Raw genomic sequence first — 20,651 nt, forward strand, 5'->3', positions numbered from 1 at the left:
ACAGGGCCGGGCGGTGGACCATCAGCGGACCATCAGGCACTCCGAAGCGCTCAGGAGCACAGTCGTCACTGCCACAGAACATGAGAGATCGGACGATGACCATGTCAAACGCAGCGTTGACCTCCCGCCTGTTCGAACCCGCCAGGCTCGGCGCTCTCCACCTGCCCAACCGGCTGGTGATGGCGCCGCTGACGCGCAACCGCGCGTCGGCCGACGGCATCCCCGAGCCGATCATGACGACGTACTACGCCCAGCGCGCGTCCGCCGGGCTGATCATCGCCGAGGCCAGCACGCCGAACGCGGTCGGGCAGACCTATCCCAACATTCCCGCCATCTATAACGACACGCACGTGGCTGGCTGGAGGCACGTCACCGGCGCGGTGCGCGCCGCGGGCGGCACGATGTTCCTGCAGTTGCAGCACGGCGGCCGGATCGGCCACCCGGACACCACCGGGCTGATGCCGATCGCGCCTTCGCCGGTGGCGTTCCCCGACCCGATCTTCACCCCTGGCGGGTCCAGGCCGGGGGTCGTGCCCCGCGAGATGACCGTCGCGGAGATCCGATCCACCGTGGCCGACTTCGCCGCCGCCGCCCGGCGTGCCATCGACGCCGGGTTCGAGGGGGTGGAGGTGCACGGCGGCAACGGCTACCTCATCCACCAGTTCCTGTCGGAGGCCACCAACCACCGCGCCGATGCCTACGGCGGCTCGGCGGCCGGCCGCATCCGCTTCGCGGTCGAGGTGGTCGAGGCCGTCGCCGACGCGATCGGTCCCGCGCGGGTGGGCCTGCGCATCGCACCCGGTGTCACGGCCAACGCCATGCGCGAGCACGACATCGAGCGCGTCTATCCCGCGCTCGTCGGCGCGCTGGCCAACAAGGGCCTGGCCTACCTGCACGTCGTATTCGCCGACCCCGCCCAACCCCTGTTCCAGCGCATCCGCGGCGACTGGCCTTCCGCGTTGATCGCCAACCCGGCGCTGCCCTGGCCGACTCCGTTCCCTGCCGACGGCGGCCGGCACGCGGGCGAGCTGCTGCTCGCGGCGGGCGCCGACCTGATCTCGCTCGGCCGGGCGTTCCTGGCCAACCCCGACTTGGTCGAACGGTTCCGTCGGGGCGCGCCGCTCAACCCGGTGCGCACGGAGCACTGGTACGGGGGTGGCGAGCTCGGATACACCGACTACCCGGTGCTGGCCGCCCAGGAAGAGCGCGATCCGGTCGTGGTCTGATCGCCTCTCACTCGATCGCCTCGCGCTGCCGCCCATACGTGAGGGAAAGGATGGAGACACCCGCTGAAGGCTCCGTCGGCAACTCTTGGCCAGAATATTTCGAAGCCTTTGGAGCTATAGCTTCAGCCTATGCACGCTTATGGCGCTTGATCTTGGGCTGGGTACTGCCAACTTCGATGACGCGGGCACAAGTATTTCGACTGCTGCTCCTCCCTTGCGATGGTCAGCTCCTCGCGCTGGTTCCGCAGCTCGCACCCCTGGAGGAAGAGGGTGAGCGCGATGCCGATGAACGCCACACCCGAGAAGAAGACCCCGATCGGCGACAGCGCCTCACCGATCTTCGACCAGCGGTCGAGCGTTGCCTCGTCGGAGGGGAGCAGCAGAACCGCAGGTATGACGAGCCCGACTGCCACGAATGCGATACCGAGTATCGGAGCGGAGAAAACGGCAAGATTTCTCAACCACTGGTGGCGGACCATTATCGGAACGTATCCGGGGAGCGCGCGATCGTTCACACTCCGCGTCAGACGGCCGCGGTGAACTCCCCGAACGGTACGGCCAGCCGCCGAAGATCGATTGCCCTTTCTCCAACTCGGCTATGACGGTGGCGTCATGGGTCATCCACCCCCCGGACTGGAGCCCGATCTCACCATAATCGTGGATCAATGCTGTGTGTCGGTCAAAGATAAGGAAATCAAAATGGTCCTCGTCGGGAAGCCTCATGGCCGGGTCGCAGCGCACCACTTCGATGTTCTCGCCGATCCTCACCCGGATCCGGTAGGCGACCAGCTCGTAGTCGAGATAGGGCGTCAGCGGTTCCTGGACCAGGCGGATCCGCGCGTAGTCGATGCCCTTTCTCTCGACGTCCTCGTACAGCGACCTCTCAGCCTCCGACTCCTGTCTCAGCAATCTCTCGGCCTCCCGGACGTCACCCCGTTCATACGCGGCCTGGGACGTGGTCACCTCGCGCTCCCGATAGCTCTGCCAGCACTCAAGCTTGAGGAACCGTGACTCCGTCCGTGACCAGGCGTTCAGAAAGCACGTCCCGAACGCGTCGAGATCCAGCCGTCTGCCTGACCTTGTTGCCCACTGCGGGGGACGCATCTACCGCTCCGGAATGTCGCTCTTCGCCGAGATCAGCGTGGCGCGCGAGATTTGCACGATCCGTTCACCGGGCGCACATCTCGCGTCAGGTAACGGATTCAGGCCGAGCTGATCGGTGATATCGGTCCCGATGACCGCGAAATTGCCGTCATCCAATTCGATGATATCCGGAGACCCTGTAGCCGCGGTCGTGTCGCCGCGCTCTTTTGGCGTCTTGCCAAGCCGCCGAACCGCCTTCATCTGGCCTCACTCCTGATTGAAGGACATCATTTACTCTTTATTATCAATTAAATTGAATATCAAGAAAGAGTGATTTAATCGAATTAGGAGAGCTGATAGATCTTGTCAAAATATGTTCTTTCGGGGCCCTGCGGCCTGTTGCCGGGCGGGCGGGAGCCCGGAGCATGTCGACGGCACCCCCGACTGGTTCGTGGCCCCGTTGCCGGGCGCGCGGGAGCCCGGATGCCTCATGATCTCCTGTGCCTCAGCCTGGCTGAACGGATGCCGGGCGGTCTTCCGGCGTCGGCGCGAGACTGCTCCGTCCGGCGGGCGTGGTTCGGCTCCACCCGGCGGCACCGTACCGCGAGTCTCCGGCGCGATGGTTGATCTTGGTCGACGGCCCTTATGCCGGAGCCTCGGCATTCCGGGACCGCGTCTGGCGGCCCGCGGCGGGCATGTGACCTGCGCCGCCAGATTGGGCGCGGGCTTGCTGAAGATAATTTTCACAGCAAAGCACGCTAAATGCGTCTATTTTCTAAAAGTTGATCATAGATATATAGGTAAGTATAACTTTCAAGAAAGGCGTGGAGAAAATACTGTTTAGGGCAATGCGAAGCCGACTTGATCGATGGAGTGTTGCATGTCGCAACAATTGCGAATATTTGGACGAATTGTCCTTGTTGCTGTTCTATGCGGCATGGTGGGTGTCGCTCCGGCGGCGGCCGAGGTGTCTTCGGCTGGGCGCGGGGAACGCGTCGTCGTCCGATCCGACGAACTGAGCCAGGACATCCGGTCCGCCGTCTACGTGGTGAACCGCTACTGGGCGCGGCACTGGTCCCAGTTCTTCCCCGGTGGGTACGACCCTCCGACCGTCGTGGGGTCCTACAACGGCAACAGCGCCCGCCGCCCCGTATGCGCAGGGCAGCCGCTGTACAGCTACAACGCGTCGTACTGCATGCAACAGCACTTCATCGCCTGGGACATCAACCTGTTGAAGATGGGATATGCCGAGGGAGACGCCTGGGTCTACCAGATCATCGCCCATGAGTGGGCGCACGCCGTACAGAATCGGGTGCCCGGCCGCTATGTGAGCGTGAAGGTCGAATTGCAGGCCGACTGCCTGGCGGGCGCGACCCTGGTCGGCGCGGCCCGGGACGGCACCCTCACGTGGGAGCGCAGCGACAGCCAGGAGATCGCCGCGGCCCTCAGCTACCGTGCAGGCGACACGCCCTGGACGAATCCCCTCGACCACGGCACCGCCCGGCAGCGCATCGACGCCTTCGCCAAGGGGGCGCGCGGGGGAGTGCCGGCCTGTTTCCCCGGCCGGTTCTAAACCGGCCGATGCGTCCCAGGCGGGTCCGGGACGTCAGAACGTCACCTGGTGCTCGAAGCCGACCAGAGTGCAGTAGTGCAGGATCCTCGTCACCGTTCTGGTGATCATTTCAGCCCGGCCCTGACCGAACCAGGCGTAACCGGCCGCTGCCAACGCCCGCAGGGCGGGATCGTCGGACGAGGCGGTTCCGTGGAAAAGCTGGATCGCCAGCAGGTAGTAGCGCTGGTCGGTGTTCACCCCGTCGCGTATGGCGGGACTGGCGAACACGCTGCTCGCGTAGCGGCAGGCGTCGAGTTGCGAGACCGTTCCCGGATGCACAGGCTGTCCGGCGGCCTCGGCCACCTGAGCCTGGAAGGTCACCGGCGGAGCCGGGACGACTCCGAGCGCCGGCAGCCAGTTCTGCGCGACTCCGTAGCCCGAGGCGGCCACGACGACGGTGATCACGACGGTGGCCGCCGAGGTCGCGATACGGACCCGTGATGAGCGGACCCGCGGTGCCGGTTCGGCGGCGGGCGGTCGTACGGCTCGCAGGCCGCTGCCGGCCGCCGCCAGGAGCAGCCCGCCGAACAGCGCCGGTCCGTAGATCAGGGTGAAGTGGTTTCCGAAGGTGAGGGCCGGGTCCGCTCCCTGGGGCAGACACATGATCACCCTTTCCCGGCCGCATTCGGCCCAGGCGATGTGGACGAGCGTGACGAGGGTCATGGGGGCGCATGCCACCAGGACGCCGGCGCAGACATGGGCCAGCGCCCAAGAGGTCCGGGACCGGCCGCCCATCATGATCCCGATCGCGAGGGCGGACAGCGCCAGCAGGCCGGCGGCCATGCCGATCGTCACCCATGCCGCGGCCAGGAAGTCACCGGTCGCCTTGTGCCTGCTCGCTTCGGCCAGCATCGGGTGCAGCGCGAGGCCACCGACGGCCATCACCGCGCACGCCAGCAGCGGCGGGCACAGGGCGCGCAGGACGCGCGGGGACCGCAGAGGGACGATGGCCGGCCGGTCGTCGTCGAGATGCAGCCGGAGCGGCCCGCCGGTTGAGAGCCGCCTGCGGGCCGCCGGGCCGAGCAGATACCAGCCGGCGACGGTGACGGCGAGGATCAACGACATGTTCCTCGCGCCGGTGACCAGCATGATCGCCAAGATGGACCAGCTGTTCCCCGCCTGGGCGATGAGGAGGATGCCCTGGAACCAGTGTCCCAGCCATGGGCCGATCACGAACGCCGCGAGGGCTGCGCCGGCCAGCGTGGTGCGGCGCAGCCGGCGGGAGGCCGGCAGCCGCCCTCTCGCACAGGCGGCGGCCCAGCCCAGGTAGGTCCTGAGGACAAGGAGGAGCAGAGCGGCGTACGCCAGGATGAGCGGCGGGTTGCCCAGGACGATGTGCCAGATGGACGCGCCGCTCAGGGGCGGGGTCATGAGCAGGCCCAGCAGCACGCCGATGGTGACCCCCGCCGAGGCCCGCCACAATCTCGGCGCGTGGTCGTCTCCCGCGATGCGCCCCGCGTCCGCACGCCATACGGAGACGACGACGATTCCCGAGACGACGGATCCGAAGATCAGCCCCGATAGGTGGTGCTGCACGTCGGCAGAGACTTCGAAGTCGAGGAACCGTGCCGCCTCGAAGACGGGTGTGAACGTCAGACCGGCGAGCAGGCCGGTGGCGAGCATCTCCCACCAGCCGAGGCGGAGGAGTGCCCCGGGCTGGTCGAGGACCGACAGCCGATCCTGGCGCCGGGGATGGTTGCTGAGAAATCGGAACGGTCCACGACGGTGGGAGGGCCAGGAGGCGGTCTCGACGGCCGCCGCCATGGACGCCTTCCGGTCAGGGGTGTCTCCGGCGCGGACGTCGGCGTGGTGCTCACGCGCGCGCAGCACCGACGTGCGGGCCAGCCACAGCACGGAGAGGATCACCGGTAGCTGCAGCGCCAGTAGGGGCAGCGCGGAAGGCAGCCAGATCGCGGCCGCCACCACGCTGGGTATGACGCAGCTCGCCAGGAAGGCCCACCAGATGGCCACGGTGAGGTAGGCGATGCCGAGATCCCGGTTGCGAATGTGCGCCAGCTCGTGACGGAGTACGGCCTCGGTGATCTCGGGCCGTTCGTCGTGGGCGGTGACGAGCCCGAGGCTGATCACCACCTGGGGTCGGCCCGGTAGCCCGAAGGCGCGTCCGGTCACGCCGCCTCGCGCGTAGTCGACCAGTATCCGCACCCGCCTGCCCGGCGTCTCCTCCGCCACGATCTCGCGGAACCGGAGGGCCACCGGGTCGTGCTCCGGGTCCGCCGGATCGTCCAGGGGCTCCGGGCCGTGCCGTCGTAGCCAGAGTGGATGCGCCGCGTAGAGCGACAGGGCGAGAACGATCGGCGCGGCCGTGAGAGCGAGGAGGAGGAGGGTCTCTCGCCCGGTCACCCCGACCGTGCAGTCGCCGTAGCGGTCCGCGAGGCGGACCGGCTGCACGGCCGCCGCGCCGGCGCGTAGCTCGGTCAGGCATCCGGCCAGCCTCACCTGCTCGGGAAGGTCGCCCGCCCACCACCACAGAGTGATCAGGAATTTGGACAGGTACAGCGCGCCGGCGGTGGTCGCCAGGATCAGGATGAGGAAGCGTGAGGTGGTCGAGGACGGCAGCGCGAACGGGTCCAGTCTCCGGACTTCCGTGCGTTCGGCGGTTTCCAGCACACTCATCGCTGTCCGGACAGGTGTCCGTACAGTGCCTGGCGCAGCCGTAGTGCCGTCTCGGCGTCGACTTTCAGGCTGAGGGCGATCTGCTCAGCCGCCTTGGCCGCCTCCTCCACCTGCTCGGGGGCCAGCGGCGGGAGCTCCGTGTCGGACGCCGGGATCGCCGTGGTCCGCCCTTTCCGGATCCGTGCCCACCACCGGCTGAACAGCGAGCCGCTATGGCGCTTGACGACATCGGTGAGCGTGTCGGTCGTCACGCCGGTGAGGACGGTGAGGACTATCGGGGTCAGCAGCGGGACCGCGTCCCCCAGACCGAATCCGAGGAGGTCGTCCCCTCCGCCGCGGAAGGCCCTGTCCGGATTCTTCCGGACCGCCCTGGCTATTCTCGGGAAGAACTCGGCTTCCCTGGGGGTGGCCTCGGCGACGATCGCACGGGCTGTGTCGTCCAGACACCGGGTCGGTTCTACTGCCATGGGCGTCATCCTTGCCGGGCGAGAAGAAGGGTTCCGGCATCGTATCCAGGTCCGTGTTCATGGACGGTGGAAAAGTCGTGGATCGTTATGCGACCTCGTTTTTGCGCGGCTTCATGGACTTATAGCTAGCCGGATAAAACATCCTGTGTTGGATATATATTAATTAGTGGTATTTGCGAATTTGTTGGAACTGTGTGGCGGTTTCGCGGAGTCGCCCACCCCGCGCGGAGCCGACGGCCGCCACGGTCCGCTCGCCACCGCCACCGGATCGAGCCGGTCGGTCTCAGCGGACGGCCGGTCTCTTCGAGCGGCGAGCACTGTCGTCCGCTCGCCCGGCTCTCTGCCGTCACGGACCACAGGGCGGGGTCCTCATGCCCCTATGCCCCCAAAGGTGACCTCCGTCCTTTACGATCTCCATTCAATGGTTCTGTACCGATGCCTGAGGGAGTCAGCTGGATGGCGGGTATCGATATCCACTTCGAGGCGCTTGATCACTGCCGTACGACCGCCTACAACCTGTCGGTGCTGTTCGGCGAGCTCGACGGCAAGTATCCCGCCGGCGCGGCCGACTCGTCCATGTTCGGGAAGCTGGCCGACGCCTCCACGCTCGCCGCGGTCCTCGACGTGGTCGAGAAGAAGCTCGGCAGCGAGCTCGGGCTCGTAAGGGGCAGGCTCAAAGACCTCGAATACGCCCTGGACGATGTGGAGGGCAACATCCGCAAGGCCAACAAGGCCAGTGAGGTGGCGGAGGCGTGAGCGTCAGGGAGGAGATCGCCAAGCTGCCCGGCGGCGCCTCGCTGGCCGCCCTCGTGGACAAGGTCAACGGCAGGCCGGCCGACATCCGCGCTGTCGCGACCCGATGGCGGGGCCTGGCCGGGAAGGTGAACGAGCACATCGGCTCGCTCCGCTCCGCGGTCGTCGACGTCGACACCAACTGGGAGGGTGATTCGGCCGACGCCTTCGACGACTACATGCGCAATTACAACAAGGCCAACACCACGTTCCACAGTGCGCTGCTGTCCTGCGCGGGTCTGCTCGACACGGCCGCCACGGCGCTGGAGGAGGCCAAGTCCAAGGTCGACTCCCTCTGCGGCAACGTCCTCGCCGACCATAGGATCACCGCCTATCGCAACAGCACAACCGAGGAGGAGAGGGGTAAGGCCGAGTCCGGCGCCCTGGCCGCGGTCAACGGTGCCGTCTCCGCCGCCGGCGGGCCTGTCAGCTCCGCCGACGAGGCGGTGAGCACGGCGATGAAGGAGATCAAGAAGAAGATCGACGCGGAGTCCGTCTTCTTCGCCATCGTCAAGGCGCCCGGCGACCAGAAGTTCACCCCGGGTTCGGGCCACACCTTCGACTGGAAGCGGACTCCGGCGCCCGGGCCGAGTCACACGGTCCTCGCCAGTGCGAACGGTGGTGGAGCCGGGCCTGCCGCCTCGCCCAGCCTCGGAGGCGGCTCCGGCGGCTCCGGCGGCTCCGGGTCGGGTGGCCCGGCGGTCGCGATGCCGTATGTGGCCGGGACCGGGACCGGGGTCGACATCGTGGCGGCCGCCCGGGCGAACATCGGGAAACCCTATGTCTGGGGCGCCAACGGGCCGAACGCCTTCGACTGCAGCGGGCTTGTCTACTACTCCCTGAACAGAGCGGGAATCAAGATCGGCGACACCACCGCGGCCGGCTACCAGGCGAGTGGGCAGCCGGTCACGACCCCGCAGGTCGGAGACATCATCTTCTTCGGCAGCCCCCCGGACCACTGCGCGATCTACGTCGGCGAGGGCAAGATGATCGAAGCGCCCCGTCCGGGAGCATCGGTCAGGGTGGCGGAGGTGGCGGGCAAACTCCCCATCACCTACCGGCGGTTCTCGTAGCGGAGGTGCTGGCGGTGCCCGTCTCATAGTGCGGGTGCCGACGGTGCCCGCCGGCCGTGATCATCCGTCCGAGTTCGGCGGCGACGTCGCCGTGCGCCTTTCAGGGGCCTGCTCCGGATCGGGTGTGGCGGCGCGCCTTCCGGTGCGTTGCACGAGGTGGTCCGCCATCGTGGTGGATCCGCGCGCCGCCGTTCCGCGCCGTCGTCAGAGTGCGTCCGACAGCCTGCGCACGGTCTCCTCCGTCGTGGAGACGTGAGGGGAGAGCCGCACTCGTCCGTCGCGGACCGCTGCCGTCACCCCGTGGGCGGACAGCCGGGCCAGCGTGGCGTCGGCGGCCTCGCCGGGCAGCAGGAAGGACACGATCCCGGCCCGCCGCCGCGCCGGCCAGTCGTCGCCGAGCACCTCCGCGCCGCGGTGGCGCAGCACGTCGAGCAGCGTGGCGACGACCTGTCCGAGCCTGCCGTTCAGCTCTGCCGTGCCGGCCTCGGCGACCAGGCCGAGGGAGGCGCGCAGTCCGGAGATCGCCTCCAGATCGGTGTTCGTCATCAGCAGCCGGTCCGCTCCGCCGGCCGGTGCGCCCAGCTCGGTTCCGACGCTTCCTCCGTAGGGGTCGGCCAGGCCCGCCCAGCCACCGAGATCGGGTGCGATCAGCTCCATCGCGCGAGGCCGCACCCCGAGGATCGCCGCCCCCCATCCGGAGCGCAGCCACTTCTGACCGCCGGCCACCACCACGTCCGCGGCGTCCAGGTCCAGCTCGGTGGCCCCGAGGCCCTGTATGGCGTCGACGATGAGCAGGCGGTCGGGGCCGAGCACCTCGCGCAGCTCGGCGAGCGGTGCCTTCCAGCCGGTCCGGTAGTTGACCGCGCTCACGGTCAGCCCGACGACGTCCGGGCCGAGTGCGGCCCGCAGCGCCCCGGCGGTGATCCGTCCGGCGTCCTGCGGCACCCGCCGTACGGCGGGCCCGCCACGCGCGGCCGCCCGCAGCCACGGCACGGCGTTGGCGGGGAACTCGCTCTCGGGCACGAGCAGCGTGCCGGGTGCCGCCAGGCCGAACGCCACGCCGAACAGCCCCGCCGTGGTCGACGCCGCGAACGTCACCTCGACGTCACCGCCGATCACGGCGGCGGCGCTCCGGCGAGCCGCCTCCCGGATCTCCTCCAGCGGCCCCACCGGGTCGGCGCCGGCCATGACCCGCAGAGCCGCGCACCGGGCGTCGGCGGCCGCGTGCAGCGGCGGCCCGACGCGGGCGAAGTCGAGGTAGCCGGTGGGCTCGTCGCAGTGGGCGAGGTAGCGGGCCAGGCCGTCCGTCGTGCGCTCGGCAGTGTCTCCGGCGGGAGGCGGGTGAGCGGTCACGAGGCCACCGGCGATCCGGGCGTGGACCGGGTGGGCCGCCGCCGGGCGGTCTCCGGTCCCCATGTGCCGAGGCCGCGCACCCGGTCGCCGGCGGCCCGCGACGGGTCACCGTCCAAACGGACTGCTCCGGCGAAGAACTGCCTGATCAAAGGGGCTCCCAGGGGGATGGTGCTCGTGGGTGAGGTGTTTAGCGGGGAAAACATACAGTACGGCTGCCGGGGCTGACCGGGGTCGAGCGGGTGGTCACCGTCGCCGGGACCGTCCTCGTCTTTCCCTCGGCGGAAACGGGTGGACGGGGCCGGCGCGGGTGGCGTCCCGAAGGGCGCCGCCCCGCAGGCAGGGTGTTTCGAGAGGTTTCCGTGAGGTTTCCGTGTGACCGTACCGTGACCCGGCGGCCCTTGACGGAGACCGTTGTTAGCGTTCACAGTCGTGCCAAGCCGAGAGGAGCACGCTGTGAGATCGACCCCCGAGCACCGTCCACCCGTGATGGCCGACGTGGCCAAGGTGGCCGGTGTTTCGCACCAGACGGTCTCCCGGGTGCTCAACGAGCATCCCAACGTCCGCGCCGAGACCCGCACCCGGGTCATGGAGGCGATCGACCAGCTGGGCTACCGCCGCAACCTGGTCGCTCGCGCGCTGGTCACCAAGCACTCGCGGAGGCTGGGCGTGGTCAGTTTCGACACCACGCTCTACGGCCCCGCCAGCACGGTCTACAGCATCGAGCGGGCGGCCAGGGCGGCGGGCTACTTCGTGAGCGTCGTCAGCCTGCGCACCATCGACCGGGCGGGGGTGCGCGACGCGCTCGACTACCTGGCGGACCAGGGTGTCGACGGTGTCGTCGTGGTCGCGCCGCAGCGGTCGGCGGCCCGCGCGCTCGACGACCTGCCTCCGGGCATGCCCGCCGTGGCCGTCGAGGGCGATCACGTGGGGGAGGTCTCCGCGGTCAGCGTCGACCAGGTCGCGGGGGCCAGGATGGCCACCGAGCACCTGCTGGCCCTGGGGCACGAGACGGTCTGGCAGGTCAGCGGACCTTCGGACTGGCTGGAGGCGGAAGGGCGCATCGACGGCTGGCGCGGTGTGCTGACCGCGGCCGGGCGTCCGGTTCCCGAGCCGCTGGCCGGTGACTGGAGCCCGCGCTCCGGCTATGCGGCCGGGCGGCGCCTGGCCGCGATGGCGGGCGACGTCACCGCGGTCTTCGTGGCCAACGACCAGATGGCTCTCGGGGTTCTGCGCGCGTTCACCGAGGAGGGAGTGAGAGTCCCCGAGCAGATCAGCGTCGTGGGCTTCGACGACATCCCGGAGTCGGAGTTCTTCTCCCCTCCGCTCACCACTGTCAGGCAGGACTTCGAGGCTGTGGGCAGGCACAGCATCGAGGTGCTCCTCCGGCAGGTCGAGACACGTGAGCTGACGGCGCACGAACGTCTCGTCGTGCCACCCGAGTTCGTCATCAGGGCCAGTACCGCGGCCCCTGGCTGAGACTTCGCACGAGGAAGAGCCCGCTCCGTACGGGAGGCCCCGGCCGGCCGTACGGGAAATCCCGGCTCCGTGGCCGGGGAAGCCTCCGATACGGAGGTGCGGGCCGATCCCCCTGCGGGAAGAGGCCCGGCCGTACGGAGCCGGGCTCGCGGGAAACGAGAGAAGTGCGCCGGCGTCGTCGCAGCGATGTTAGCGCTCACAGCAGGAAAGGACCCCCCAAACCATGTTGAAGAGGATCTCGGCGCTGCTCCTGGTCGGCGCCGTGGCGATGACGATGACCGGCTGCGGCAGCGGCGGCAGCGGCGATTCGGGCGGCGGCGCCGACGACGGCAAGATCACGATGGGCTTCTCCCAGGTCGGAGCCGAGAGCGGCTGGCGCACCGCCAACACCAAGTCGGTGCAGGAGGCGGCGGCGAGCGCCGGAGTCACGCTGAAGTTCTCCGACGCGCAGCAGAAGCAGGAGAACCAGATCAAGGCCATCCGCTCCTACATCCAGCAGAAGGTGGACGTCATCGCCTTCTCGCCGGTCGTCGAGTCGGGCTGGGACACCGTGCTCAAGGAGGCCAAGAACGCCAACATCCCGGTCATCCTCACGGACCGGGCCGTGGACTCCGCCGACACCACCCTCTACAAGACGTTCCTCGGCTCCGACTTCATCGAGGAGGGCCGCAAGGCCGGCAAGTGGCTGACCGAGGAGTTCAAAGACTCCAAGGACCCGGTGAACATCGTCGAACTGCAGGGCACTACCGGCTCGGCGCCCGCCAACGACCGCAAGGCGGGCTTCGCCGAGATCATCAAGACCGACCCCAAGTTCAAGGTGGTCGCCTCGCAGACCGGTGACTTCACCCGGGCCAAGGGCAAGGAGGTCATGGAGGCCTTCCTGAAGTCCAACCCGGACATCGACCTGCTCTACGCGCACAACGACGACATGGGCCTCGGCGCCATCGAGGCGATCGAGGGCGCCGGCAAGGTGCCCGGCAAGGACATCAAGATCATTACGGTCGACGCCGTCAAGGACGGCATGCAGGCCCTCGCCGACGGAAAGATCAACTACATCGTCGAGTGCAGCCCGCTGCTCGGCACGCAGCTGATGGACCTGGCCGCGAAGGTCGTCAAGGGTGAGAGCATCCCGGCCCGCGTCGTGACGGAGGAGACCACCTTCACGCAGGAGCAGGCCAAGGAAGCCCTGCCGAACCGCAAGTACTGATCGCCGACGGGCCGCTTCCCGGAGCGGCCCCTTTCATCGAGGAAGGTGGCTGCCGCATGGCCGCACCCGCACCGATCCTGCGCATGAACGGGATCAGTAAGGAGTTTCCCGGCGTCAAGGCGCTCTCCGGTGTCGACTTCCGGCTGCTGCCGGGAGAGGTGCACGCGCTCATGGGGGAGAACGGCGCCGGGAAGTCGACCCTCATCAAGGTCCTCACCGGGGTCTACGACATCGACGCCGGCGAGATCGAGCTGGGTGGTGAGCCGGTCGCCTTCACCAGCCCGCTCGCCGCCCAGCAGGCCGGGATCAGCACCGTCTACCAGGAGGTCAACCTCTGCACGAACCTCTCGGTCGCGGAGAACATCTTCATCGGCCGCGAGCCGCGCCGCCTGGGCCGGATCCAGTGGAGCCGGATGCGCAGCCGGGCCGCCGAGCTGCTCGCCCGGCTGGAGCTCGACATCGACGTGTCGGCGCCGCTGTCGTCCTTCTCGCTGGCCGTACAGCAGATGGTCGCGATCGCCCGGGCCGTGGACATCTCGGCCCGGGTGCTGATCCTGGACGAGCCCACCTCCAGCCTGGACGCCGGGGAGGTCGCCCAGCTCTTCCGGGTGATGCGCCGGCTCAAGGAGGACGGCATCGCGATCCTGTTCGTCTCGCACTTCCTCGACCAGATCTACGAGATCGCCGATCGCATGACGGTCCTGCGCAACGGCCGGCTCGTGGGTGAGTATCCGACCAATGAGCTCGGCCAGGTCGAGCTGGTCGGCAAGATGATCGGCCGCGAGCTCGCCGAGCTGGAGAAGCTGGAGGGCAAGCCCCTCGCGCGGGAGACGGCGTCCCTGGTGGAGGCCGAGAACCTGGGCAGGGCCGGAGCCGTCGAGCCGTTCACCCTCACCGTCCACGAGGGCGAGGTCGTCGGCCTGGCGGGGCTGCTCGGCTCCGGCCGTACCGAGATCGCCCGCCTGCTGTTCGGCGCCGACCACGCGGGCACCGGCTCCGTCAAGATCGACGGCAGACCGGTCAGCCTGCGCACTCCGCGGGCGGCCATGAACCACGGGATCGCGTTCTGCTCGGAGAACCGCCGGGCCGAAGGACTCATCCCCGATCTCACCGTGCGGGAGAACCTCGTGCTCGCCCTGCAGGCGGTGCGCGGCTGGACCCGGCCGATCCCGCGCCGCCGGCAGGACGAGCTGGTCGAGAAGTACGTCTCCGCGCTGAAGATCAGCCCCGCCAACCCCGAACAGCTGGTCAGGAACCTCAGCGGAGGCAACCAGCAGAAGGTGCTCCTGGCCCGCTGGCTCATCCTCGAACCCCGGCTGCTCATCCTCGACGAGCCCACCCGGGGCATCGACGTCGGTGCCAAGGCGGAGATCCAGCGGCTGGTCGCCTCCCTCTCCGACGGCGGCATGGCCGTGCTGTTCATCTCCGCCGAGTTGGAGGAGGTGCTGCGGCTCAGCCACAAGGTCGGCGTGCTGCGCGACCGCAGGCTGGTCGCGCAACTGGAGAACGACGACGACCTCACGACCGACGTCCTCACCGAGACGATCGCGAGCGGAGCCCGAGCATGAACACCGTCCTGCGGCACCGGCTCTTCTGGCCCGCCGTCGTCCTGGCCGCGCTGCTGCTGACCAACCTGCTGCTCACCGACAACTTCTTCACCGTCCAGATGCGCGACGGCCACCTCTACGGCAGCCTGATCGACATCGTCAGATTCGGCGCGCCGCTGATCCTGGTCGCACTCGGCATGACCCTGGTCATCGCGACCGGCGGCATCGACCTATCGGTCGGCTCGGTCGTGGCGATCTCCGGAGCCCTGGCCTGTCTGCAGATCAGCGGCATGGACGACCAGGGCTCCGTCTCGGGCGTAGTCACGGCCGCCGGTCTCGCCCTCGGGCTCTCCCTGGTGCTGGGGGTGTGGAACGGCTTCCTCGTCGCGGGCATCGGCATCCAGCCGATCATCGCGACGCTGATCCTCATGGTCGCGGGGCGCGGCCTGGCCCAGCTCGTCACCGACGGTCAGATCATCACCGTCAACAGCGGCCCGTACAAACTGATCGGCGGAGGCTACTGGCTCACGCTGCCGTTCGGCATCATCATCGTGCTGGTGGTCCTCACACTGACCGCGGTGCTCACCCGGCGCCTCGCCCTCGGGCTGCTCATCGAGTCGGTCGGCGGCAACGCCGAGGCGAGCCGCCTGGCGGGCATCCGCTCACGAGGGGTGATCATCATGGTCTACACCTTCGCCGCGCTGTGCGCGGGCATCGCCGGGCTCATGATCAGCTCGAACGTCTCCAGCGCCGACGGCAACAACGCCGGCCTCTGGATCGAGCTGGACGCCATCCTCGCCGTCGTCATCGGCGGCACCTCGCTCGCCGGTGGCCGGTTCTCGCTCGGCGGGACCGTGCTGGGAGCGCTCATCATCCAGACGCTCACCACCACGATCTACTCGGTCGGGGTGCCACCGGAGACGACCCTGCTGTTCAAGGCGCTCGTGGTCACCGTGGTCTGCCTGCTGCAGTCCCCGGCCTTCCGCGAGAAGGTGTTCCATCGCCGCCGGCGCCCGCTGAGGGCGCCCTCGACGGCCGAAGAGAAGGCGCAGGTTCCGGCATGAGCGCGGAGCGGACCCGGGAGGACGGGCGGCCGACGGGCGGGAAGGGGCCCGGGGAGGGTGAGCGGCCGACGGGCAAAGAGAGACCCGGAAAGGGCGAGCGGCCGGCGGACGGGAGCCGGGCCGGGGAGAGCATGGGAACGGCGGACGGGAGCCGTGCCGGGGAAGGCAAGGGAGCGGCGGACCGGGAGCGGACCGGCGGCGGCCGGCGGCCGGCGGGCATCGCCGGTCTCACCGCCGGTCGCGCGGTCCCGCGCAAATACGTCCCGGTCCTGGTGACCGCCGGCCTGTTCGTCGCGATGTTCGCCGCCGGAGGTGTCCGCTACGAGAGCTTCGCCACCGGGCAGGTCGTGCTCAACGTCTTCATCGACAACGCCTTCCTGCTCGTCGTCGCCGTCGGCATGACGTTCGTGATCCTGGCCGGTGGCATCGACCTGTCGGTCGGCGCGATGGTCGCGCTGTCCACGATGATCTCGGCGAGCCTGGTCACGAACCAGGGCTGGCCGCCGCTGGTGGTGATCCCCCTGGTGCTGGCGGTCGGGGCGGCGCTCGGTCTCGCGATGGGCTGCATCATCCACTACTTCGAGATCCAGCCGTTCATCGTGACGCTGGCCGGGATGTTCCTGGCCCGCGGTCTCTGCTACGTGATCGGCACCGAATCCATCTCGATCACCGACGAGACCTACACGGCGCTGGCCCAGGCCCGCGTAGAGCTGCCGGGCGGCATGTTCGTCTCGCCGAGCGTGGTCATCGCGCTGGCGGTGGTCCTCGTCGCGGCCTACGTGCTGCACTACACCCGGCTGGGCCGCAACGTCTACGCGACGGGCGGCAGCGAGCAGTCGGCGCTTCTCATGGGCCTGCCGGTGGCCAGGACGAAGATCACGGTCTACACGGTCAGCGGTCTCTGCTCGGCGCTCGGAGGTGTGCTGCTCTCCTTCTACATGCTGTCGGGGTACGGCCTGCACGCGGTCGGCATGGAACTGGACGCGATCGCGGCGGTCGTCATCGGCGGCACATTGCTGACCGGCGGTTCGGGCTACCTGCTCGGCACCGTGCTCGGGGTGCTCGTCCTCGGCCTGATTCAGACGATCATCAGTTTCGAGGGCACGCTCAGCTCCTGGTGGACCAAGATTTTCATCGGCCTGCTCCTGCTGGCCTTCATCCTGCTGCAGCGCCTCATCTCGGCGCGCCGCCCCACCTGAGGTCTCTCCCGTGGCCCCCGCCGGTGCGGACGGCCACGGGAGGAGCCCTGGACCTTCCAGCGGTACGGCGGAAGCCGTACCTGAACCGATGGAGAGTATGTGAACGCTAACAACGACCGTTACGTGGTCGGCGTCGACTTCGGCACGTTGTCGGGCCGCGCCGTCGTGGTGCGGGTCAGCGACGGCGCCGAGGTGGGCGGCGCCGTACACGAGTACGCCCACCGCGTGATCGAGGAACGGCTGCCCGGCACCGGCGTCCGTCTCGGCGACGACTGGGCGCTGCAGTCACCCGAGGACTGGCGCGAGGTGCTGCGCCACGCGGTGCCGGCGGCGCTGGCCGACTCCGGGGTCCCCGCCGCACAGGTCGTCGGCGTCGGCACCGACTTCACCGCCTGCACCGTGCTGCCCGCCACCGCCGACGGCCTGCCGCTGTGCGAGCTGCCCGAGCTGAGGGACCGGCCGCACGCCTGGCCGAAGCTGTGGAAGCACCACGCGGCGCAGTCGCACGCCGACCGGATCAACGCCCTCGCCGACCGGCGGAAGGAGACCTGGCTGCCCCGCTACGGCGGGAAGATCTCCGCCGAGTGGGAGTTCGCCAAGGGCCTGCAGGTCCTGGAGGAGGACCCCGAGGTGTACGGCAGGGCCGACCGCTGGATCGAGGCCGCCGACTGGATCATCTGGGAGCTGACCGGCGTGGAGACGCGCAACGTCTGCACCGCCGGCTACAAGGGCGTCTACCAGGACGGCGGCTACCCGAGTGAGGACTTCCTGGCCGAGCTCAACCCCGCCTTCGCCGGCTTCACCGGCAAGCTCGGCCCGGAACCGGTCCCCCTCGGCGGCCTGGCCGGTCGCCTGACCGCCGAGGCCGCCCGGTGGACCGGGCTGCCGGAGGGGATCGCGGTCGCGGTCGGCAACGTCGACGCGCACGTCACCGCCGCCGCGGCGGACGCGGTGCGGCCCGGCCAGATGGTCGCCATCATGGGCACCTCGACCTGCCACGTCATGCCGTCCGACCGGCTCGCCGAGGTGCCCGGGATGTGCGGTGTGGTGCGCGACGGGATCGTGCCGGGACTGTGGGGCTACGAGGCGGGTCAGTCGGGGGTCGGCGACATCTTCGCCTGGTTCGTCGAGACGTCGGTGCCCGAGTCCTACGAACGGGAGGCCGCGAGCCGCGGCCGCACCGTGCACGAGCACCTGACCGAACTGGCCGCCGCCCAGCAGGTCGGCCGGCACGGGCTGGTCGCGCTCGACTGGCACAACGGCAACCGTTCGGTGCTGGTCGACCACAACCTCTCCGCGGTGATCGTCGGCCAGACGCTCGCCACCAGGCCCGAGGACACCTACCGGGCGCTCGTCGAGGCCACCGCGTTCGGCGCCCGCGTGATCGTCGAGGCGTTCGAGACCGCCGGGGTGGCGGTGCAGGAGTTCGTCGTCGCCGGCGGGCTGCTGAAGAACCGCTTCCTCATGCAGGTCTACGCCGACGTACTGCGCCGCCCCCTGTCGGTGATCGGGTCCGGGCAGGGCCCGGCGCTCGGCTCGGCGATCCACGCGGCCGTCGCCGCGGGCGCCTACCCCGACATCACCTCCGCCGCCGCGGTCATGGGCAGGCGGGAGCAGGCGGCCTACGTGCCCGACGCTGGGCGAGCCGACGCCTACGACCGGCTGTACGCCGAATACCGCGCCCTGCACGACCATTTCGCGGACGGTGGGCTGCTGCACCGGCTCCGCGCCATCCGAAACGAGGCAACCAATTGAGAGAGATCGTCTGTGCCCTCCATCGGGAGCTGGTCCGCAACAACCTGGTCGCCTGGACGGCCGGGAACATTTCGGGCCGGGTGCCGGGGGAGGAGCTGTTCGTCATCAAGCCGAGCGGCATCTCCTACGACGACCTGACACCTGAGTCGATGGTCGTGTGCGACCTCGACGGCACCCTGGTCGAGGGTTCGCTGGCCCCCTCCAGCGACACGGCCGCGCACGCCTACATCTACCGGCACATGCCCGAGGTGAACGGTGTGGTGCACACCCACTCCACCTACGCCTCGGCCTGGGCGGCACGCGGCGAGCCGATCCCGTGCGTGCTGACCGCGATGGCCGACGAGTTCGGCGGCGAGATCCCGGTGGGCCCCTTCGCCCTGATCGGCAACGACGACATCGGGCAGGGCGTCGTCGCCACGCTGCGGGGCCGGCGTTCCCCGGCGGTCCTGATGCGCAACCACGGGGTCTTCACCGTCGGCGACTCCCCGAAGGCGGCGGTGAAGGCCGCCGTCATGTGCGAGGACGTCGCCCGCACCGTGCACATCTCGCGGCAGCTCGGCGAGCCGCTGCCGATCCCGCAGGACGACGTCGACCGCCTGTACGACCGTTACCAGAACGTCTACGGACAGAGGAGCAATCGTTGAAAATCTGGTTTCTCACCGGCAGCCAGGGACTCTACGGCGAGGACACGCTGCGCCAGGTGGCCGAGCAGTCCCGGCAGATCGCCACGGCCCTGGGAGGGGAGCTCCCCTTCGAGGTGGAGTGGAAGCCGGTGCTCACCGACGCCGAGGCGATCCGCAGGATCTGCCTGGAGGCCAACGCCTCGGACGACTGCGTCGGGCTGGTGGCGTGGATGCACACGTTCTCTCCCGCCAAGATGTGGATCGCCGGGCTGGACGCGCTGCGCAAGCCGCTGCTGCACCTGCACACCCAGGCCAACCTGGACCTGCCGTGGAGCTCCATCGACATGGACTTCATGAACCTGAACCAGGCGGCGCACGGCGACCGCGAGTTCGGCTACATCCAGGCCAGGCTCGGCGTGGCCAGGAAGACCGTGGCCGGGCACGTGAGCGACCCGTCCGTGGTGGCGCGGATCGGGGCGTGGGCCAGGGCGGCGGCCGGCCGGGCCGAGGTGGGCTCGCTGAGGCTGGCCAGGTTCGGCGACAACATGCGCGACGTGGCCGTCACCGAGGGGGACAAGGTCGGAGCCCAGCTCCGCTTCGGGGTGTCGGTCAACACCTACGGGGTCAACGACCTGGTGGCCGTGGTGGACGCAGCCTCCGACACCGAGGTCACCGCGCTGGTCAAGGAGTACGAGGACCTGTTCGAGGTCGCCCCCGAGCTGCGCGCCGACGGGGAACGGCACGACTCCCTGCGTTACGCGGCCCGGATCGAGCTGGGCCTGCGCCATTTCCTCCAGGAGGGCGGCTTCGGGGCCTTCACCACCAACTTCGAGGACCTCGGCGGCCTGCGGCAACTGCCGGGCCTGGCCGTACAGCGGCTGATGGCCGACGGGTACGGCTTCGGCGGCGAGGGCGACTGGAAGACCTCGGTACTGCTGCGCACACTGAAGGTGATGTCGGCCGGCCTGCCGGGCGGCACCTCGTTCATGGAGGACTACACCTACCACCTGCGCCCGGGCCAGGAGGTCATCCTCGGCGCGCACATGCTGGAGGTCTGCCCGACGATCGCCTCCGGCGTGCCCTCGTGCGAGGTCCATCCCCTCGGCATCGGCGGCCGCGAGGATCCGGTCCGGCTGGTGTTCGACGCCGAGCCCGGTCCCGCCGTCGTGGTGGGCCTGGCGGACATGGGCGGGCGGTTCCGGCTGGTCGCCAACGAGGTCGACGTGGTCACCCCGGCCGAGCCGCTGCCGAACCTGCCCGTGGCCAGGGCGGTCTGGAAGCCCCGGCCCGACCTGCGCACCTCCGCCGAGGCGTGGCTCACCGCCGGCGCCCCCCACCACACCGTCCTGTCGGCCGCGATCGGCACCGAGGAGCTCACCGACTTCGCCGACATGCTCGGCGTCGAACTGCTCGTCATCGACGCCGACACCACGCCCCGGCAGTTCGCCAAGGAACTGCGCTGGAACCAGGCCTACTACCGCCTCGCCCAAGGGCTCTGACGAGGAAGCGGACCGGGATCGCCGCACCATCCCCGCCCGAC

Annotated in this window: 17 protein-coding genes and 1 pseudogene; 12 read left to right on the forward strand and 6 right to left on the reverse strand. The window is 69.2% G+C overall.

Going from position 1 to position 20,651, the window contains the following annotated elements:
* The first annotated feature begins 95 nt into the window (after positions 1-95).
* Complete coding sequence (locus OHA77_RS36055) at positions 96-1,226, forward strand: alkene reductase (RefSeq protein WP_406313731.1); 1,131 nt, start codon at positions 96-98, stop codon at positions 1,224-1,226.
* Between the two features lie 137 nt (positions 1,227-1,363).
* On the opposite strand, the gene OHA77_RS36060 is transcribed toward OHA77_RS36055, so the two are convergent.
* The 3 genes and pseudogenes from OHA77_RS36060 to OHA77_RS36070 form a co-directional block, all read right to left on the reverse strand.
* Positions 1,364-1,705 (reverse strand): hypothetical protein, encoded by a 342-nt coding sequence (locus OHA77_RS36060; protein ID WP_406319977.1) that lies wholly within the window; start codon positions 1,703-1,705, stop codon positions 1,364-1,366.
* A gap of 169 nt (positions 1,706-1,874) precedes the next feature.
* Positions 1,875-2,330, reverse strand: a pseudogene (locus tag OHA77_RS36065) (DUF6879 family protein); the annotation flags it as partial.
* Positions 2,331-2,570 (reverse strand): hypothetical protein, encoded by a 240-nt coding sequence (locus OHA77_RS36070; protein ID WP_326823728.1) that lies wholly within the window; start codon positions 2,568-2,570, stop codon positions 2,331-2,333.
* Between the two features lie 676 nt (positions 2,571-3,246).
* Between OHA77_RS36070 and OHA77_RS36075 the strand changes: the two genes are divergently transcribed.
* Entirely contained in the window at positions 3,247-3,882 is a 636-nt protein-coding gene (locus OHA77_RS36075) for a neutral zinc metallopeptidase (protein ID WP_406313732.1), read from the forward strand.
* A 33-nt stretch (positions 3,883-3,915) separates the two neighbouring features.
* Here the strand turns inward: OHA77_RS36075 and OHA77_RS36080 are convergent, their stop codons facing one another.
* Together OHA77_RS36080 and OHA77_RS36085 are read right to left on the reverse strand one after the other, a co-directional pair.
* Positions 3,916-6,555: a M48 family metalloprotease gene (locus tag OHA77_RS36080; protein WP_406313733.1), complete on the reverse strand. Its 2,640-nt coding sequence runs from the start codon at positions 6,553-6,555 to the stop codon at positions 3,916-3,918.
* Positions 6,552-7,022, reverse strand: a complete 471-nt coding sequence (locus OHA77_RS36085) for a hypothetical protein (RefSeq protein WP_406313734.1) — start codon at positions 7,020-7,022, stop codon at positions 6,552-6,554. Before OHA77_RS36085 ends, OHA77_RS36080 begins: the two co-directional genes overlap by 4 nt.
* 456 nt (positions 7,023-7,478) lie before the next feature.
* Here OHA77_RS36085 and OHA77_RS36090 point away from each other — a divergent pair, with 456 nt between their 5' ends.
* Together OHA77_RS36090 and OHA77_RS36095 are read left to right on the forward strand one after the other, a co-directional pair.
* On the forward strand, positions 7,479-7,778 hold the full coding sequence (locus tag OHA77_RS36090; protein ID WP_326823721.1) for a hypothetical protein: 300 nt from the start codon (positions 7,479-7,481) through the stop codon (positions 7,776-7,778).
* On the forward strand, positions 7,775-8,887 hold the full coding sequence (locus OHA77_RS36095) for an NlpC/P60 family protein (RefSeq protein ID WP_406313735.1): 1,113 nt from the start codon (positions 7,775-7,777) through the stop codon (positions 8,885-8,887). The genes OHA77_RS36090 and OHA77_RS36095 overlap by 4 nt, the downstream gene beginning before the upstream one ends.
* 204 nt (positions 8,888-9,091) lie before the next feature.
* Here the strand turns inward: OHA77_RS36095 and OHA77_RS36100 are convergent, their stop codons facing one another.
* Complete coding sequence (locus tag OHA77_RS36100; protein WP_406313736.1) at positions 9,092-10,303, reverse strand: aminotransferase class V-fold PLP-dependent enzyme; 1,212 nt, start codon at positions 10,301-10,303, stop codon at positions 9,092-9,094.
* 423 nt (positions 10,304-10,726) lie between these two features.
* Here OHA77_RS36100 and OHA77_RS36105 point away from each other — a divergent pair, with 423 nt between their 5' ends.
* The 8 genes from OHA77_RS36105 (at position 10,727) to araA (ending at position 20,610) form a co-directional block, all read left to right on the forward strand.
* Positions 10,727-11,716, forward strand: coding sequence for a LacI family DNA-binding transcriptional regulator (locus tag OHA77_RS36105; RefSeq protein ID WP_406319929.1), 990 nt, complete (start codon positions 10,727-10,729; stop codon positions 11,714-11,716).
* A 223-nt stretch (positions 11,717-11,939) separates the two neighbouring features.
* On the forward strand, positions 11,940-12,923 hold the full coding sequence (locus tag OHA77_RS36110; RefSeq protein ID WP_326823717.1) for an ABC transporter substrate-binding protein: 984 nt from the start codon (positions 11,940-11,942) through the stop codon (positions 12,921-12,923).
* A gap of 56 nt (positions 12,924-12,979) precedes the next feature.
* Complete coding sequence (locus OHA77_RS36115) at positions 12,980-14,491, forward strand: sugar ABC transporter ATP-binding protein (RefSeq protein WP_406313737.1); 1,512 nt, start codon at positions 12,980-12,982, stop codon at positions 14,489-14,491.
* Positions 14,488-15,534: an ABC transporter permease gene (locus OHA77_RS36120; RefSeq protein ID WP_406313738.1), complete on the forward strand. Its 1,047-nt coding sequence runs from the start codon at positions 14,488-14,490 to the stop codon at positions 15,532-15,534. Before OHA77_RS36115 ends, OHA77_RS36120 begins: the two co-directional genes overlap by 4 nt.
* Positions 15,531-16,733, forward strand: a complete 1,203-nt coding sequence (yjfF, locus tag OHA77_RS36125; RefSeq protein ID WP_406313739.1) for a galactofuranose ABC transporter, permease protein YjfF — start codon at positions 15,531-15,533, stop codon at positions 16,731-16,733. Before OHA77_RS36120 ends, yjfF begins: the two co-directional genes overlap by 4 nt.
* A gap of 99 nt (positions 16,734-16,832) precedes the next feature.
* Positions 16,833-18,488 (forward strand): ribulokinase, encoded by a 1,656-nt coding sequence (gene araB / locus OHA77_RS36130; RefSeq protein ID WP_406313740.1) that lies wholly within the window; start codon positions 16,833-16,835, stop codon positions 18,486-18,488.
* Positions 18,485-19,132 carry an L-ribulose-5-phosphate 4-epimerase gene (locus tag OHA77_RS36135; protein WP_406313741.1) on the forward strand — a complete coding sequence of 216 codons (648 nt, stop codon included), beginning with the start codon at positions 18,485-18,487 and terminating at the stop codon, positions 19,130-19,132. The genes araB and OHA77_RS36135 overlap by 4 nt, the downstream gene beginning before the upstream one ends.
* Entirely contained in the window at positions 19,129-20,610 is a 1,482-nt protein-coding gene (araA, locus tag OHA77_RS36140) for an L-arabinose isomerase (protein ID WP_406313742.1), read from the forward strand. The genes OHA77_RS36135 and araA overlap by 4 nt, the downstream gene beginning before the upstream one ends.
* The last annotated feature ends 41 nt before the right edge of the window (positions 20,611-20,651 follow it).

The organism is Streptosporangium sp. NBC_01639 (assembly GCF_045209755.1).
In the GTDB taxonomy this organism is placed as follows: domain Bacteria; phylum Actinomycetota; class Actinomycetes; order Streptosporangiales; family Streptosporangiaceae; genus Streptosporangium.